The sequence below is a fragment of the Nonomuraea sp. NPDC050790 genome (genome assembly GCF_044456745.1).
Classification (GTDB): domain Bacteria; phylum Actinomycetota; class Actinomycetes; order Streptosporangiales; family Streptosporangiaceae; genus Nonomuraea.
The window spans coordinates 44,404-59,745 of sequence record NZ_JBITGF010000020.1 but is presented as its reverse complement, the minus strand read 5'-3'; the positions used below and the strand labels follow the sequence as shown (position 1 = coordinate 59,745).

The 15,342-nt window shown below is 66.3% G+C and carries 15 protein-coding genes; 6 read left to right on the top strand and 9 right to left on the bottom strand.

Going from position 1 to position 15,342, the window contains the following annotated elements; genetic code table 11:
• The first annotated feature begins 672 nt into the window (after positions 1–672).
• Positions 673–831, top strand: coding sequence for a hypothetical protein (locus ACIBEJ_RS51625; RefSeq protein ID WP_397190416.1), 159 nt, complete (start codon positions 673–675; stop codon positions 829–831).
• A 183-nt stretch (positions 832–1,014) separates the two neighbouring features.
• Positions 1,015–1,719, top strand: coding sequence for a hypothetical protein (locus ACIBEJ_RS51620; protein ID WP_397190415.1), 705 nt, complete (start codon positions 1,015–1,017; stop codon positions 1,717–1,719).
• 581 nt (positions 1,720–2,300) lie between these two features.
• Here the strand turns inward: ACIBEJ_RS51620 and ACIBEJ_RS51615 are convergent.
• A complete protein-coding gene (locus ACIBEJ_RS51615) occupies positions 2,301–2,594 on the bottom strand; it encodes a hypothetical protein (RefSeq protein WP_397190414.1) in 294 nt (97 codons plus the stop codon).
• A gap of 1,048 nt (positions 2,595–3,642) precedes the next feature.
• Between ACIBEJ_RS51615 and ACIBEJ_RS51610 the strand changes: the two genes are divergently transcribed.
• Together ACIBEJ_RS51610 and ACIBEJ_RS51605 are read left to right on the top strand one after the other, a co-directional pair.
• Positions 3,643–5,055, top strand: coding sequence for a phospholipase A2 (locus ACIBEJ_RS51610; protein WP_397190413.1), 1,413 nt, complete (start codon positions 3,643–3,645; stop codon positions 5,053–5,055).
• Between the two features lie 52 nt (positions 5,056–5,107).
• On the top strand, positions 5,108–5,359 hold the full coding sequence (locus tag ACIBEJ_RS51605; protein WP_397190412.1) for an SCO4225 family membrane protein: 252 nt from the start codon (positions 5,108–5,110) through the stop codon (positions 5,357–5,359).
• A gap of 187 nt (positions 5,360–5,546) precedes the next feature.
• Here ACIBEJ_RS51605 and ACIBEJ_RS51600 read toward each other — a convergent pair whose 3' ends face one another.
• Positions 5,547–5,843 (bottom strand): integrase core domain-containing protein, encoded by a 297-nt coding sequence (locus ACIBEJ_RS51600; RefSeq protein WP_397190411.1) that lies wholly within the window; start codon positions 5,841–5,843, stop codon positions 5,547–5,549.
• A gap of 1,220 nt (positions 5,844–7,063) precedes the next feature.
• Complete coding sequence (locus ACIBEJ_RS51595) at positions 7,064–8,227, bottom strand: alpha/beta hydrolase fold domain-containing protein (RefSeq protein ID WP_397190410.1); 1,164 nt, start codon at positions 8,225–8,227, stop codon at positions 7,064–7,066.
• Positions 8,228–8,474: 247 nt separating this feature from the next.
• On the opposite strand from ACIBEJ_RS51595, the gene ACIBEJ_RS51590 reads away from it, so the two are divergent.
• Complete coding sequence (locus ACIBEJ_RS51590; RefSeq protein WP_397190409.1) at positions 8,475–9,311, top strand: EamA family transporter; 837 nt, start codon at positions 8,475–8,477, stop codon at positions 9,309–9,311.
• 340 nt (positions 9,312–9,651) lie between these two features.
• On the opposite strand, the gene ACIBEJ_RS51585 is transcribed toward ACIBEJ_RS51590, so the two are convergent.
• Positions 9,652–9,852: a hypothetical protein gene (locus ACIBEJ_RS51585; protein ID WP_397190408.1), complete on the bottom strand. Its 201-nt coding sequence runs from the start codon at positions 9,850–9,852 to the stop codon at positions 9,652–9,654.
• 594 nt (positions 9,853–10,446) lie between these two features.
• Here ACIBEJ_RS51585 and ACIBEJ_RS51580 point away from each other — a divergent pair.
• Positions 10,447–10,971 (top strand): hypothetical protein, encoded by a 525-nt coding sequence (locus ACIBEJ_RS51580; RefSeq protein ID WP_397190407.1) that lies wholly within the window; start codon positions 10,447–10,449, stop codon positions 10,969–10,971.
• Between the two features lie 4 nt (positions 10,972–10,975).
• Here the strand turns inward: ACIBEJ_RS51580 and ACIBEJ_RS51575 are convergent, their stop codons facing one another.
• The 5 genes from ACIBEJ_RS51575 to ACIBEJ_RS51555 form a co-directional block, all read right to left on the bottom strand.
• A complete protein-coding gene (locus tag ACIBEJ_RS51575) occupies positions 10,976–11,515 on the bottom strand; it encodes a hypothetical protein (RefSeq protein WP_397190406.1) in 540 nt (179 codons plus the stop codon).
• Positions 11,516–11,535: 20 nt separating this feature from the next.
• Positions 11,536–12,522 carry an ArsR/SmtB family transcription factor gene (locus ACIBEJ_RS51570; protein WP_397190405.1) on the bottom strand — a complete coding sequence of 329 codons (987 nt, stop codon included), beginning with the start codon at positions 12,520–12,522 and terminating at the stop codon, positions 11,536–11,538.
• Between the two features lie 23 nt (positions 12,523–12,545).
• The gene (locus ACIBEJ_RS51565; RefSeq protein WP_397190404.1) at positions 12,546–14,063 is read right to left on the bottom strand and encodes an MFS transporter; all 1,518 of its coding nucleotides are present in this window, start codon (positions 14,061–14,063) and stop codon (positions 12,546–12,548) included.
• On the bottom strand, positions 14,060–14,608 hold the full coding sequence (locus ACIBEJ_RS51560; protein WP_397190403.1) for a dihydrofolate reductase family protein: 549 nt from the start codon (positions 14,606–14,608) through the stop codon (positions 14,060–14,062). The genes ACIBEJ_RS51565 and ACIBEJ_RS51560 overlap by 4 nt, the downstream gene beginning before the upstream one ends.
• Before the next feature lie 87 nt (positions 14,609–14,695).
• On the bottom strand, positions 14,696–15,250 hold the full coding sequence (locus tag ACIBEJ_RS51555) for a dihydrofolate reductase family protein (protein ID WP_397190402.1): 555 nt from the start codon (positions 15,248–15,250) through the stop codon (positions 14,696–14,698).
• Positions 15,251–15,342: the final 92 nt, after the last annotated feature.

The window sequence follows — 15,342 nt, the reverse complement described above, 5'->3', positions numbered from 1 at the left end:
TCAGTCATATCGAAACGGGCCATGCCCGAGTTCTACCAGTCATGACCAGCCCGCTCCCCGGCCTCACCTAGATCCGAACTCCGAACAGCTCCTAGAGCGGCCTGTCCGCCTCTGCCCAGCGGACGGCCGGCGTCGCCGCCCAGACGACGGCAAGGCGGCGGCGACGGCCAGGCACGGTGTGGCCCGGCGTGGTCCGGTGCGGGCGGTGCGCGGTCGTCCCAGGACGGCTGGGTGGGAGTACACATTCTGGGCGGTGTAGACCACGTCGTACGCGTGCAGACTGTACTGCTCGGTCACTCTGCTGTACGGAGGGACGACGAGGCTGGCGTTCGCACCGATGGCGGTGGTCCGTTCCTGCACGATCTGTGTGCTGACATTGGTCTGCAGATATGAGGTCAGCTCGGCTGTTACGCCCACTGTGACGCTGATCCGCCAGGTCCGTGATTGAGATGAGCTGAACGTCGCGTTGATTGGCGTCTCAAGGGTGTTGTCCACGACACGGGCGTCACTCCCGTTGAACGTCGAGGCAGTGGAAATAGGCTGCGGGGGGAAACCCACACGACGCCCCGATTCTCCGTCTGATACGACTCTTCACCCTGGTCTACCTGCGGACATGTCACAGATGGCGGCTGGTGGAGCCAGGCTTGCCAACAGGCCGGAATCGTACGAGCCTTGCAGTTCGTCGGCGAGGAATCGTTGGCCATGCTCGCGGCACTTCTGTTGTCTCGCTTCGACAACAGAATGATCAACGGGAGCCCTCAGGCCAAGAACCCGATCAAGTTCGATGAGCCATCATGGTTTGACCGGGTCACGTGCCTGCTGCGCCTCTAGCGTGGTGCGGGGCTGGCGGCTCTGCTCCGACGGTGAATTGGCGGGACCTGCCGGTGGCATCCGTTCAAAGATCGATAAGTGCGGCTGAACTATTACCAATGAGATGAAGCGTGTCGTTGGCGGGAACGGCGTCTGGTAGGCATGGGAGTTCGATCAGCACAACCCAGGGAGATTGAGTTGTCCATGATGATGCTGGCAAGTACCGCTGTGGTGGCACTGTTGGCCGGCTCCGCCGTACCTGCTCATGCGTCGCGCGCCGAGAACTATGGCGAGTATTCGCGCATGTCGGTGCGTAGCGCGGGACAGTTCTGGGCCGACGGCAAGGCGGCCGGACAGTGGGCATGGAAGCCTCGGTCGTCGACCACGTCCGGTATCAGCTGGGGAGACCCGGCCGCCTGGCCGCCGGACTCCTCCGAGACATTCGTTCGCGAGGGCGACTGGGTGATGCTGGACGGCTGGGCCGACAACGGCACCTACTACAAGTTGAGGATCACCAAGGAGCAGATCGGCGACGGGCGTTGCCAGAATCTGCGGACCCTCGCGACCACCGGACGGCAGCACTATGTGAAGTGGAATATTCCTTCGCAGCCCTACTGCCTGAAGGCCTGGGGCACGCTCACCGAGGAGTCGTCCGGCAAGATCGTCACGTTCGGCCACACGCAGATCTGGTCACCGCCCGCCCCGTGCTCCAACAGGCACTATGGGGCACAAACCTGCATCAAGCAGTGGGAATCCTGGTGGGACGACAAGAGCGCACCCGGCAAGCCGATCACCCGCAAGCTCGAACGCGACCAGTTCATCGCTCGCGACATCGGCATGGCCTTCACCATCCTGCAGCACTACCCGAAACAGTGGCGCGCCGACCTCCGCTCCCACTGGACCTGGTGACCAGGGCGAGCCGTACGCGCACCACCTGCAGACACAGTCACCTGACATCGCGTACGCCTCCCCAACGCCGCGGTGCACGCGACCGTGCGGGCGTGAGCCCCGATTCGCCGCTGGTCGTCTCGCGATCCCACTGCCAGGTCATTCAGCTCCCGAATCGAGGTGACCCACGGCGTGTTGACTGAACTAACCGAGCCCGAGCGTGATTCGGCGGGCAGGGCACTGCCGGGTGTGGCTGGTTCAGTCGCGTGTCTGGATTACAGGATGCTCTGATGGAGCAGTGCGCTCGCGACGCTCCGCCCCTTGTCGGCCGCCGCGGGCGGATATGCGGGTAGGTGTCGGATATTGTGTCACGGGGCTTGATCTGGGGTTTTGCTGTGTTCGATGGCTCGGCTCCGGCAGGATCAGCGCCGGAAGGTGCTCAGCGGAGCCATCGACGAATACCACCGGGCCGCCTGACCAACCCGAAGAAACACCATTTCAACCACGTGCACGAGTTTTGAACGGTACAAGTCGAGCAGGAGATGTGGACTCTCCACGACATCCTGCGAAGCTTCGCGCAGCCGACACGAGTGCAGCAAGTCCTACGTCGAGGCCGAAGTGACGAACGAGGCAATTGCGAACACCGCCGTCTCGCTGTCGCCACTTGCGCAGTCCGCCGCAGCACCCCGCCCGCTGAGGAAGCCGCCGGTGGCGTTGATGTCATCTCCTTCCAAGGCCATCGTGCCGTCAGGGGATTCCACGCCGCGTTTGCCGTCGCGGGTCGCGGAACTGGTGCCGTTTGGCCAGATAGGGATGATGTTCTGGCCGTCACCGCGCAACATCAGGCATCGGCTGCGGGGGTCGTAATGCAACCTCGCGGGAAGCAGCGTCTCCATCCCGGATTGGTTGTGCCGGACCAAGATTCGGGGTCGCCCTCGATGAGCGTCACTTCGCCGCGATTGGCCGTGCAGCCGCCTGTGATCAGTAGGACAGCAGCGGAAAGGGTACGCAGAACACGTGCACGCATTATCGCCCCGGTCTGAGAGTGAATGCCTGATCCGTGCCGCGGGTCAGGCATTCACATTAGTTGGGAATCCGGAGAGGTGTCACGCGCCGGGCGGTGCCAACGCAGCACCGTATCCGGCCGGACAAGCAGCCGTACCCGGCGCAAGTCCTCCCGCGGCAGCGGGGTCAGTAGCGCGGCCAGGAAGGCTCGGTCCTCGGGCGCGAACCTCACCTGGGCCTCGGCGCCGAGTTGCCCGTTCAAGCACGGTGATCTGGTGGCGCAGGGGCGAGTATCTCAACATCCTTGTCCCGATCGCTCATCGGAAGCAGTCGCAGTACGGCGAAGGCGTTCGTCATGGCGAGATAGGCCAGGCGAAGGAGCACGATCGATCATCATTCCGTATCCCTCTCCCCCTACTGAGAGCCGGAGCTCACGCACCCCAGGCAAAGCCAACGTGGCCACGAGTTGGGTGGACGTAATTATTGGCAGGCGCAGCATCAGAACCGCATTCCATGGCCGCGGTCACCCCGAACAATGCGTCGGGCCCGCTGGAGCCTTCCAGAAAGGCTACTCACGGGTACCGCCAACGGGCTGTCACCAGCAGCAGATCTCAAACGGCTCTAAAATTGATGAAGGCGCGATGGAGGTGTGCTGAAGGCGCGCTAAAGGCAGCGTCTGTGAAGATGACGTCGTCTCACACCATCAATTTAAGAGGCGGCACACGAATGCCCATTAAGAGATTACGTCTGTTAACGATTGGTCTGGCGGCCACGGTAACCGTTCTCCCCCTCACCATAGCCTTACCGGTAGCCGCCGATCAGGCTGGCGCTGTCCAGCCGATCGGTCCGGGCCAGTTCCTGCCCGAGGGCCAAAGCTTCGAATTATCAGAATCCGACGTCTCTGCGGGGGCAATCGGACGCAGGCACACGGTGACAGCTGTGGACGGGACTCTGGCGAAACCGGAGTCTGTGCCGTTCACACGGACTGACCTAGCGGTCTTCGGACCTGGCTGGGCGGCGGAGTTCCTCGGCGGCACGACCAGCCGCTCGCTCAGCGTCCATGGCGACTTCATTGTTGTCAGCGAGGTTGGCCTGCCCGGCTCCACTCGGTACGACCTCAAGAGCAGTGCCGCCTCGCCTACGGGGGGCGGCGTCCGCGAATTCGAAGCCGCCGATGGTGCCAAGCTCAGCGAGGCCACGCGCTGGGACGACGCGCTCGGAGCCTTGCGCACCACGATCATCGAGACACCCGCGATGGATCTCGGCGCGCACGCACCCGGGGATGACTCCTTCGCCAAGCCCGACGGTACCGTGGCCGACGCTGCCGACCTCAACCTTACCTTTACTTGGGCTCAGGTGACGTCGGACGCCGCCTCCTGGCGGGTGACCGGCGTGGGCAACAAGACACACGGCACCGCCACCGTCGGTTACGACGGCCATGGCCGTGTCGCCACCGTGACGGAACCGGCCGCCGGGCAAACGCCGAAAAGCGTGCTTACCTTTAGCTACGCCGCCGCGACCACCGCCACGGCGGCGGGCTTCGGCGACTACGCCGGACGCGTCAAGCAGATCTCGCTCGCGACCGGCTCCGGCGCAACACAGGTGGTCGCGAAGTACACCTTCGACACCGCCGGATACCTCCGCACCGTCACCGACCCCGGCGTCAGCGCCCAGGCCACCTACGCCTACGACGCCATGGGCCGCGTGTCCACGCTTTCGTCCGTCAGTAAGGGGGCCTGGGACCTGCGCTACGTCGGCGGCTCGGCTGCTCCGACCGCCACCTCCACCGGCGATGGCGGCCTCCCTGGCGTCCCTGACTCGCCCGACAGCCCGCCCGCCGGTGCGCCGAGTCTCACCGATCCCGACGCCACGGCTCCACCCGCAGCCGAGTTCCGGCCTGCGGACGACATCTCGGTCCTTGCCTACCCCAGCTACTGCTCGACCGCCACGACCTGGCTCTACTACACCAAAGGTGGCTGTTCGGCATGGGCGGCGCACTACGGCTGGCGCAAGCCGTACTGGCGGGAGTTGCCCACCAGCCGGTGGGTCGTGGGCGTGGTGTACGACCACTGCACCAGGGCGCCAGACCGGCCTTCCGGGTTCAACTTCGTAGCGGCTTGTGACATGCACGACTACGGTTACGGCCTGATCGGTAACAGATACAAGCTCTACCGCTACTACCTCGACAGTTGGCACAAGAGGAGCGTGGACGACGTGTTCCATGTGACCTTGCGCGACTGGACCTGTCCCGCGTACGGACAGCGCAGGGCCTACTGCGGGAGGGTCGCCTGGGTCTATCGCGCGGCTGTGCGCTTCGGCAATCCGAAGAACGGCGCGGACGCGACCCGTTGAGCCAACCAGTGGCAGTCCCTTCGAGGGCCTGCCACTGCCCGAAGGGAGAAGTATGAGCAGGGCACCCATCATCTCCGGTGCCTATGTTGGGGTCGTGCTGATCACGGCTGGCGTAACCCACTACGTCTCCGTCATGCACGGCGCGCCGATCGGTCCAGGTATTGCGCTCTTCGTGGCTACGCTGCCGTCTTCTCTCGTCGTGTTTGTGCCTCCACTCGATGCGCTGGAGGCAGGAGCCCTGACGGCCTTTCTGATCGGCTGCGGCGCGATCCAGGCAGGCACCCTGTGGTTTATGCTTAAATGACCGCTCTTAGGTCGGGTCGCCCGAGGGAATCGCACCCTCGGGCTCCCACAGAACGGAGCGTGACAGTCTACCGTCACTCCGCTCCTGTCGTCCTGATCACCAGTAACAAACGGTCTATACCCAATGGGCAAATAGTCGGGGTACTGGTGGGTGATGCTGCTCCGGCCGGAAATTACATCCGTGCCGGTCAAGCGGCGTGTGAGTATTGGTGGAGGATTTTTCCGAGCCGGTCGCGTCGGCGGATGTTCAGGTCGAGGATGCGTGCTGGCTCGGTGATCAGGATGGGGAAAGCGCGTAGTGGAGCTGCCTGGCCGAGGGCTTGATGGGATCGGTGCTGGTTGTAGAAGTTCTCGTACCAGCCAAGTGTGTGGCGTAGATGGCGTTCGTTCCAGAGCAGACATCGGTCCAGGAGCTCGTGACGGCACGTCTGCACCCACCGGTCCATGACGGAGTTCATCCGCGGCATCCGGATACCGGTGAGCACGGTCTGGACCCTGGCTTCGGCTTGGGTGACCCAAGCCGAAGTGGGGTGAGCGGTGAGCGATGGTGCCGAGCACGCGGATGCGTCGGCTGGCGTGCTCGATGATGGCCAGGATGTAGTGGCGCTGTCCGTTCAGGGTGACGGTCTCGATGAAGTCGCAGGCCAGAAGAGCGTCGGCTTGCGAGCGCAGGGAAGTCGGCCCAGGTGGTTGACGCTCGCTCGGGTGCCGGGTCGATCCCTTCCCGCTGGAGGATCTCCCAGACCGTGGAAGCGGCGACCTTGAGGCCGAGCGTGGTCAACTCGCCGATAGCCCCAGGACGGGTTCTCCCGAACCAGACGCAGGACGAGAGCGCGGAGGGAGCGGGCCGTCGGCGGGCGCCCGCGCCGTTTCGGCCAGCAGGTACGCGCATGCCGCCGCTTCACGATCTCGCGGTGCCAGCGCAGGATGGTGTCCGGGCGGACGACAAGCCGCAAGCGACGTAGGACCGCTCGAGGCAACGAGGCCAGAAGGGCGGCCAGGAAGACGCGCTCCTCAGGAGCGGATCTCACCTTGGTATCGGCGCCGAGCTGCCGTTCCAGGATGGCATTTTCGGCAGGCGCAGTGTTAACACGAAAGAGATCCAAGCGATGGCCGCAGACAACAATGTAACTCCGGGAACAGTGCCCGGCGAAGCAGTTCCAGTCCGGATACTTCGGCTCTGTTGCAATTCTTGGTGAAGACCATGGCCGAGACGTTGATGCTGGCCGAAGCTGAAAGTCCACGGCGTCGGCTAAGGGTGTGCGCGGCAGCTGCCCGCTATCAGGAGTTATGCCGCCGCGTAGGCGTGGTCAAGTCCATGGACTGTGTGGGCTGCGCGCTCGACAAACACAGCCGCCAAGGCGTTCAACAGCACGCTCAAGGTCGAGTGCGCGCATCGCCCCGGTTCCGTACCTGGGCCGAGGCCCGGGTGAAGATCGCCACCTGGATCGCGTTCGGTGCGGAGTGGCAAGCTGTCTTGATAGCCAGGTCTAGCCGACGGTGCGCTGAGAGCCGGAAACGGGATGACCACGGCAGTGCCTGATGGCCGGCCATCTCGGACGCGTCCCATGTGTTGTCCAGGAAGAGGTCTAAAGACGTTCCACGTTCTCCAGCACCGCGAGTGTGTCGATGGCGTGCGCGGTGTGCGGTCACGCGAGCAAGCCTGAGTTCGCGATGTGCCCGACGCACCAGCGGTCCGAGCTCTTCAATCGCGGGCAGTTCCAAAGGTGGCGGCGCGGGTCAGGGCCTGGGCGGCTTCCGGTAGGAAGGACCAGAAGGTGTGGAAGACGTGTGCGTCGACGGGGTAGAGGTCGAGTTCCACCTCTACTCCGTGCTCGGACGCCTGCTGGGCGAGTAGGCGTGCTTCGTGTACGAGGGCGTCGCCGGTGCCGACCTGTATGAGCATGGGAGGGTATCCGGTCAGGTCCGCCGTGAGCGGGTTGAGCAGCGGATCGCTTGCCGGATGGCCTTGCAGGTAGTCGCGTACGGCGTCGTGGGCAAGCGTCAGCAGCGGCACTGAAGCGGTTGTGGCCAGCAGCTCGCAGGTCAGGTCGAACCATGGGCAGAGCAGGAGTGCGCGTCCGGGCAGGGGTAGTTGTCGTTGTTTGATTGTGGCCAGGAGTGACAGGGCCAGTCCGGCGCCGGAGGAGTCTCCCGCGACGGTCAGGGTGGTGGGGTCGTCGGTGCGGTCGAGCAGCCATTGGTAGGCGCGGATCACGTCGTCGAGGGCGGCCGGGTAGGGGTGTTCGGGGGCCAGCCGGTATTCGGGCAGCAGCACCGAGGTCCCGGCCGCCACGCAGAAGGCGCCCACCAGTGAGCGGTAGCCGTAGGCCGATCCCATCGTGTAGCCACCGCCGTGCAGGTAGAGCACGGTGGGCGGGCACTCCGAGCCAGGCGTCAGCACGAACGACGGCACCCCGCCCGCACTGAGCGGACGGGTATCGATCTCCGCAGGTACGGGGAACTCGGCCAGGAGCGCCTCGTTGGCCTCGCGTAGTTCCTGTAGGTGCGCGCTACCGGCGATGGTGTGCAAGGGCTGCATCAGGCGGGCGATGCGCCCGGCTGTCTCATCGCCCGCCGCACGGGTAGCGGCCACGACGTCGTTCACGTCGGCGAGGATGGCGTAGGTGCGCTCGCGTAGCACCTGTCCGGCGGGCGTCAGTTCGACCCGGTGGGTGGTACGGCGTAGCAGCTCGTAGCCGATCAGCCGTTCCAACGCCCGGATCTGGCGGCTCAGCGCGGGCTGTGACAGATAGAGCCGGCTGGCCGCCCGGCCGAAGTTCAGCTCATCGGCCACCGCGACGAACGCCCGCAGATGCCGCAACTCGATCGCCTCCGGCGCCGCAGGCAACGGCAGCTTCTCACTCACTCCACCATTGTGGGCCATGCGTCGCGCGCATTGCGGTCATGCACGTTCGGCCTTTCCTTCGGTGTGCGCAGCCGTGCAAACCTGGCCACGGCAGATAGTGAGCGCCAGGCGCTACCCAGTTGACTCCATCCACGGCAGGCCCAAGGGTCTGATCGGCCGCTGCGGGGCGCCCAAGTGAGGCTGTACCGATCTGCTGCTCGCCCCTCCAACCCCCTGTTCAGGTCACCGTTCGCGACCGGAGGTCCTTATGAGTATCGGAATCCTGCTCGCCCTGGCAGCCGCCGTGGGGTACGGCGCCGCGGACTTCCTCGGCGGGCTCGGCTCGCGCCGCGCCGGGGCCTGGCCAGTGGTGTTCGTCGGCCAGATCGCGGGCGTGGCCCTGATGCTGGCGGCAGGTCTGGTGGTTCCGGGCCGACCGGAAGCGGGCGACTTCGTGTGGGCGTTGCTCGCGGGGATGGGGACCACGGTTGGCACGATCTTCTTGTACCGAGGGCTGGCCAAGGGCCGGATGGGCCTGGTCGCCCCGGTTTCCGCCGTCGGCGCGGCGCTCTTGCCGGTAGCGGTGGACGTGGTGCAGGGCGGACGCCCCACCATGCTGGCGTGGCTGGGCGTGCTCGTGGCTCTTCCCGGTATTTGGCTGGTCTCGAGTGAGGGCGGCGGCACGGTCGGCCGATCGCGAGCAGGTCTGGCCGACGGTGTGGCGGCGGGTGCCGGCTTCGGTGTGCTCTTCGTCGCGCTCGCGCAGATACCGGAGGGGGCAGGCACCTTTCCCCTCGCTGCGAACCAGATCGTCGGTGCGATCGTGACCGTGATCGTCGCGAGCTCGCTCCGGCAGCGCTGGCTGCCTCGGCCCTCTGCCCTCGGCTGGGGCGTCGCCGCCGGATGCCTGGGCTCCCTCGGCTCGCTCGCGTTCATGCTCGCCACGCAGACCAGCGCCCTTGCGCTTACGGCTGTGATCGCCTCGTTGTATCCCGGAGTGACCGTCGCCCTGGCCGCTGTGGTGGTGGACGAGCGGCTCCGCTCCGCCCAACGGCTGGGCCTGGTCACCTGCCTGGCCGCGACCGCGCTGCTGGCCCTCGGCTAGTTTGAGCGGTCGTAGTGGTGTTGCTTGGGAGGCTTGGGTTGCCAAGCCTCCCAAGCTGGTGGGCACGGGCCACTCAACCGTGTTCGTCATGCTGGATGTCGCCACGAGGAGTTCATCGCGTTCCCGAACAAGTTCGACCGTGATGTGCTCACCTCGTCTGCGGTGGCAATGCCGCCCGCGGGGCTGAGTCGTTCGATTCGCCGCAGCGTCATCACGCTACCGGAGGCTGGCCGTTCGCTCATGGACATCTCGCTGCGCACCGCCGGCGAATTGACGACTGTCGTTTACGGGGCACCATGGGGCGAAGGATCCTGGCTTGGTCTCGCCGCCGCCGGATGCGTCAACGCCAGCATGCGCTGCCAGGAACCTGAGTCATCCTGGACGTCTCGCCCCAGTTCCATTTGTCCATCTGTCGGTAGGTGATACCACCGACGGTCCGTTTGATGTCCCGCAGTCCGGACACCTGCGTGCCAGCGGTCACCCACTTCGAGCGGTCGTTGGTGGAAAAGATGAACCAGTGCGAAGCGGTGATCTTGTACATGCAGCGGAGATAATTTGCCGTCTCGGACCTAGCGTTCGCGATGGGCGTTCCCAGCGATAGGCCAGCGGCGGCAGCCGCGATGAGTACGATAGAGTATCGTCTTGGTTGGCGCATTCGGACTTCCTTCTTGAAGGGCTGCTTTTTCGATGCAAGCAGTCTTCCCTTGCATTCCGACCTCAGGTAGACGACGTTTCTCCTTCGTCGACGGAACGTGAAGGTCTGTCATTGCTCCGCGGCCATTGATGTCAAGCGCAGGCCCGATCAGGTCGATGTGAAGGGGTGCTGTGACCGTATAGGGTCACCGGGCCCGACGAATAACGGGCGCGACCACTACAGGGCTGGCGAGACGCTTTAACGAGGTCCGGCAGAACGTTTCACCACGTCTGAAGCCACTGGTGCGCTACACCACTGTCACGTCGGGGTGGGCGTGAGCCGGGATGGACATCGATGGCTGCGTGTGGGCGTCATCCTGAAGATCGCGGAATGAAGCTCGGTTGAATGCGTCAGGTGGCAAGATGCCGCTCGTCAGGCAGCGCCTTCGATGGAGTCCGTTCCAGACATTCCCCTTCCTCACATCTACAGCAGGGAGTGACCGTGCCTGAACGCTCTGAGACGGACATGATGTCGTACGTCTTGCGCTGGAACCACCGGCGGAGTGAGCCAGGCACACCGCTCACCGAGGAACAGGCGCGGGCAAGAGACGCCAAGGGTGAGGAGTACACCGCGATCCTGCCGCCACGCCCCGGCACGCGCTCGCCGATCCTGGTGACCTTGATATGGCGGACCGGTGTAGTGCTGGCGACGTTTCTCGATGGCGCCGGACGTCGTGGCACGCAGTACACCTTCATGCGCCACGATGCCGAGCGGCTGTTCCTCAGCCGCGTGTACGTGTGGATCTATCCGGATGCCCGGCCCGGCCTGCTTTTGGCCGACGCCGTGGTCCGTGAGGAGATCCGCTTCCACCCGGACGGTCGCGCGCGCCGTGTCGTGACGGACAAGGACGCGAGAACACGCGAGACGGTGGAGTACACGGGCGTCGCGGTGGCGGACCACTGGGAGCCTGTGCCTACTTTCGGGTCCTACGCTTCGATCGCACGGTTCGAGCGGAAATGCGCGTGAGCTGTCATCCGATGAGGAGTCCGATCAGCATCAGAGCCGCGCTTCCCGCCACGATGCCCAGCCAGGCGTAGCGGGAGGGGGTGGCGGATCGGCGTTGGTAGGACACGGCCGCGAGCCCGAACAAGAGGGCGGGGATGCCGAAGACCACCCAGGCGGCGGCGAAGTTGAACCAGCCTGTGGCGGACATGTTGCTGATGCCTTTGCCGAGCGCGATGGGGACGCCTGCGAGGATGAGCAGTTTGACGACGAGTTCCAGCGCTGGATAGACGAACTGGGCGGCGGCCGCCCCCCAGAGCCCGCTCAGGATGAGCCAGCCGGGCAGGCGCCTGCCCCAAGGGCGGACGCTGGCCAGTGCGAGCGCGACCGTGAGCAGCCTGAGCCCTACCGCTCCCAGTGCGATCCAGCCGTCGCCTTCGGGCAGGGCGCCTTCGACGACCGCGTTGACGGCCGCCAGGATGAGCACGACCGCGCAGAACAGGCCGACGAACCCGGCGGCGCCGTACGCGGGCCAAACCGGGCTTTTCTGGCGAAGGAGCGGTGACATGAGGTCCTTTCCGCAGGTGGTCAGGCCAGGAGGGTGAGGAGCTCTTCTCCTCTGGCGGTGATCTTGATGTGGACCTGGCGGCCCTGGCGTCGCCGGCTGAGCAGGTCGGCGGCTTGAAGCTGGTCACAGTGGTAGCTGGCCGTGGACGGCGAGCAGTTCAGCAGGGCGGCCAACTGGCCGACGGGCATGGAGGTCCCGGCGAGCCGCAGGATGGCGGCGCGGGTGTGGCCCAGGGCGAGGGTGAGCTTGTCGGTGGTGTCGCGGACGGCCGGGCGGGCATGACCGGACCACAGGAGGCCGACGGCCGGGAGCGGGTAGCCGATCCACGCGGGACCGGGCTGGTCGAAGGAGAACAGGCAGGCGCCATGGCCGGAGATGACGGGGACGAGGGTGAGCCGCCGGCCGGCGAGGTCGAAAGTCGCGCCTTGCTGGTCCGGCAGCTGGATGGAGGCGTCGTCGCAGGTCAGGCGATCGCTCAGCCCGGGCAGGAGGACGTGCAGACTGCGCGTCACCGCGGCCAGGCCGATGCGTTCCTGCTCCTTGCGCAAGAGGGCGTCGGCGTTCTTCCAGACGATGCGGAACTCCTCCCAAAGCCGGCCCATGAGCCTGGCGTAGGCGCGCGTCCACGTTCCCGGGCGGTCGGCCACCGGTTGCCAGTGCCGGGGGAGTGCCGGGCCGAACTCGGCTTCCAACTGCTGGATGAGAATGTGGTCGTCGAGTTCGGCCAGGGCGCCGAGATAGGAGCTCATGTCCGCCTCCGCCATCGTCGAGGTGGCGGTCAGGCAGTCGGGGATGACCGAATAGTGCGGGTCGAACAGCGGGCGCAGGATGACGGAGTCCGCGCCGATGACCGCCTCGACGGTGCGCTGCCAGTGCCGGGGCACGCCGTGCGGCCGCCCCCCGAGCGTTCCCGCGATCAATGACAGAAGCGTGGCGCCGGGGTGCGGGGTCACGGTGACGTTGACGTTGTCGAGGTCGCCGAGGCGTAACTGTGAGTAGCTCTGCATATCTCTCCTGTTGCCTTCGTCCTTCAGTCGGCGTGATCCTTGAGCAGCTTCAGGAGGGCGACGGCGGTGACGGCCAGGACGATGGCGCTGATCGTGGCGACGGTCTGGAGCGATCCCGTGAAGGCCTCACGGGCCGCCGCCAGCAGCGCGGTTGCCTGCTCGCCGGGTAGTGCCGCGGCCAGCGCGCCGGCAGCGGCGGCGGAATCAGCCGCCGCCGCGGCGACACCATCGGGGAGCCGCGGCACCCCGAGGTCCATGTGGGTGCGGTAGACGTAGGCGCCGATGCTGCCCAGGACGGCGATGCCGAGGGCGTAGCCGCATTCGTTGCTGGTCTGGGTCAGCCCCGCGGCCGACCCGGCCCGTTCGGGCGGGGCGGAGCCGACGACCACGTTCGTGCCCAGGCTCACGAGTGGCCCGCCGCCGAGCGAGGTCAGGCAGAAACCCGCCACCACCAGCGCCGGCCCTGTCGAGGCCGAGGCCTGGGCCAGCGTCACCAGCCCGGCCGAGGCCGTGAGCAGCCCGCCGCCGAACAGCAGAGCGGTGGGGACGCGCCGGGCCAGGAGAGGGGCGAGCTGGAAGCCGATGATCGCCGTCACCATGCCGGGCACCATCGCCAGGCCGGCGCTCAGGGGTGACAGGCCGTGGTTGAGCTGCAGGTACTGGGCGACGAAGACCATCGTGCCCCCGGAGAGCATCGTGTACAGCAGCATGGCGGTCAGCGTTGAGCTCACCCTGCGCCCGGCGAACAGCCGCAGGTCCAGCAGGGGATCGGCCAGCCGGTTCTGGCGGCGGACGAAGACCACGGCCGCGGCCAGCCCGAGCCCGAGGCTGACGGCGGACTCCAGCCGCCAGCCGTGGGCGGCCGTTTCCTTCAGGCCGTGGACGATCGGCAGGATCGCCGCCAGTGACAGCAGCACGCTGGGCAGATCCAGCCGGTCACGCCCGGCCGTGCTTCGGAACTCCGGTAGCACGACCGGGCCGAGCATGAGGAGAAGGGCCATGGCCGGTACACCGAGCAGCAGGACCGACCCCCACCAGAAATGCTGCAGCATGATGCCGCCGACCAGCGGGCCGATGATGGCGCCCGTGGTGAAGCAGCCTGCCCAGATGCCGACGGCGGTGGCGCGCTGGCCGGGGTCCTGGAACATGTTCATGATGAGGGCGAGGGTCGACGGGGTCAGTGTGGCGCCGGCGACGCCGAGCAGGGCTCGGGCCGCGATGAGCATCTCCGGGCTGGTGGAGTACGCGGCCGCCGCCGAGGCGAGGCCGAAGGCCGCCGCGCCGACGAGCAGCAGCCGCCGGCGTCCCCACCGGTCGCCCAGGGCTCCGGCGGTGATCAGCAGACCGGCCACAAGGAAGCCGTAGATGTCCATGATCCAGAGTTGCTGGGTGCTGCCGGCGCCGAGGTCGATGCTGATGTGGGGGATCGCCAGCAGCATGACGAAGGTGTCGAGCGAGACGAGCAGGGTGGGGAGCGCGAGGACGGCCAGACCCGTCCATTCCCGCCTGCCCGCCCGGATGGCGCCCGCGGGCGGGCTCACGGGGCATCCGCCACCCGGTAGGAGAGGATCACCACTCCTGAGCGGAGGGCGCGGGTGCCCGTCAGTTCCAGGGCGGTGTTGTCGCCCTCGCTGAGCAGCATGTCGCCGGGTCCGCCGACGCCGGCGAAGCGCGGATGCACCCACAGATGCAGCTCGTCCAGCAGGCCGTGCCGCATGAGGGTGCGTGCGACGGGGCCGAAGCCGTGCATGAGGATGTCGCCCTCGTCCTGGTGCTTCAGCTTCTCGACGGCCGGGATCAGGTCGGTGATGATCGTGCTGTTGTGCCAGTGCGCGCTCCGCAGTGTGGTGGAGGCGACGTACTTGCGCAGGTGGTTGATCGCGTCGGCGTAGGCGCCGTCCCGCTCCGGCCAGGCTCCGGCGTAGACGTCGTAGGTCGCGCGCCCCATCAGCAGGGCCGTGGCCGCCGAGAGCTGCTCAAGGGTGATGTCGTTGGACTCTTCGTCGATGTAGGCGAAGTGCCAGGCGTCCATGTGGTTGACGACGCCGTCGACGCTGACGAACGTGGAGTTGATGATTTTGCTCATTTTTCCTGCTCCGATGTGGGTGTCCGGCGGACACTGGATGGGATGCCAAGACAAGAGGTGAACGTAGGGCCTGACGTAACGTGAGGCTCAAGCAGGTTGACGTGCGGGTTTTGGGCGGTAGGTCAGCACGGCCAGGCCCGACGGCAGGACGCCGGCGTCGGCGAGGGCGAAGCGGGCGGTCAGGCCCTTGTGAAAGAGCAGGTCGCCGCCACCGACGAGGAAGGGATGCACCCACAGCCGCAGCTCGTCGATGAGCCCGTGTTCCAGCAGCGTGCGGGAGAACGAGCCGAAACCGTACTGGATTAGCCGCGCGCCATCGCCTTTGAGCGCCGCGACGCGTTCGGCCGCCCGCTCGGCCAGGACGCTGGTGGCCGACCAGGACGGGGCGGTGAGGGTGGTGGAGGCGACGTACTTGGGCATGGTGTTGATGTGGTCGCTGTAGGCGTCGCCGGAGCGTTCTGGCCAGGTGGCGGCGAACACCTCGTAGGTGCGCCGGCCCATGATCAGGGCGTCGGAGGCGAGCAGCAGATCGGTCTGGATCTTCTTGGAGGCGCCACCGTCGTCGCCCGTGGACGGCCAGTCCTGCGGGTCGCCGATGACGCCGTCGAGCGTGATGTACGTGGAGTTGACCAGGAAGCCCATGATGGTGTTCCTTTCGACGCGGTCACAGTGGCATGTCCGTGCCTGCCGGGGGAAAGGCCGAACGTGCATGACCGCAATGCGCGCGACGCATG

Coding starts and splice junctions, on each gene's coding strand:
- ACIBEJ_RS51585 (WP_397190408.1), bottom strand. CDS start 9,852: ATGTACAAGATCACCGCTTCGCACTGGTTCATCTTTTCCACCAACGAC.
- ACIBEJ_RS51560 (WP_397190403.1), bottom strand. CDS start 14,608: ATGAGCAAAATCATCAACTCCACGTTCGTCAGCGTCGACGGCGTCGTC.
- ACIBEJ_RS51620 (WP_397190415.1), top strand. CDS start 1,015: ATGATGATGCTGGCAAGTACCGCTGTGGTGGCACTGTTGGCCGGCTCC.
- ACIBEJ_RS51605 (WP_397190412.1), top strand. CDS start 5,108: ATGAGCAGGGCACCCATCATCTCCGGTGCCTATGTTGGGGTCGTGCTG.
- ACIBEJ_RS51570 (WP_397190405.1), bottom strand. CDS start 12,522: ATGCAGAGCTACTCACAGTTACGCCTCGGCGACCTCGACAACGTCAAC.
- ACIBEJ_RS51575 (WP_397190406.1), bottom strand. CDS start 11,515: ATGTCACCGCTCCTTCGCCAGAAAAGCCCGGTTTGGCCCGCGTACGGC.
- ACIBEJ_RS51590 (WP_397190409.1), top strand. CDS start 8,475: ATGAGTATCGGAATCCTGCTCGCCCTGGCAGCCGCCGTGGGGTACGGC.
- ACIBEJ_RS51555 (WP_397190402.1), bottom strand. CDS start 15,250: ATGGGCTTCCTGGTCAACTCCACGTACATCACGCTCGACGGCGTCATC.
- ACIBEJ_RS51615 (WP_397190414.1), bottom strand. CDS start 2,594: ATGGAGACGCTGCTTCCCGCGAGGTTGCATTACGACCCCCGCAGCCGA.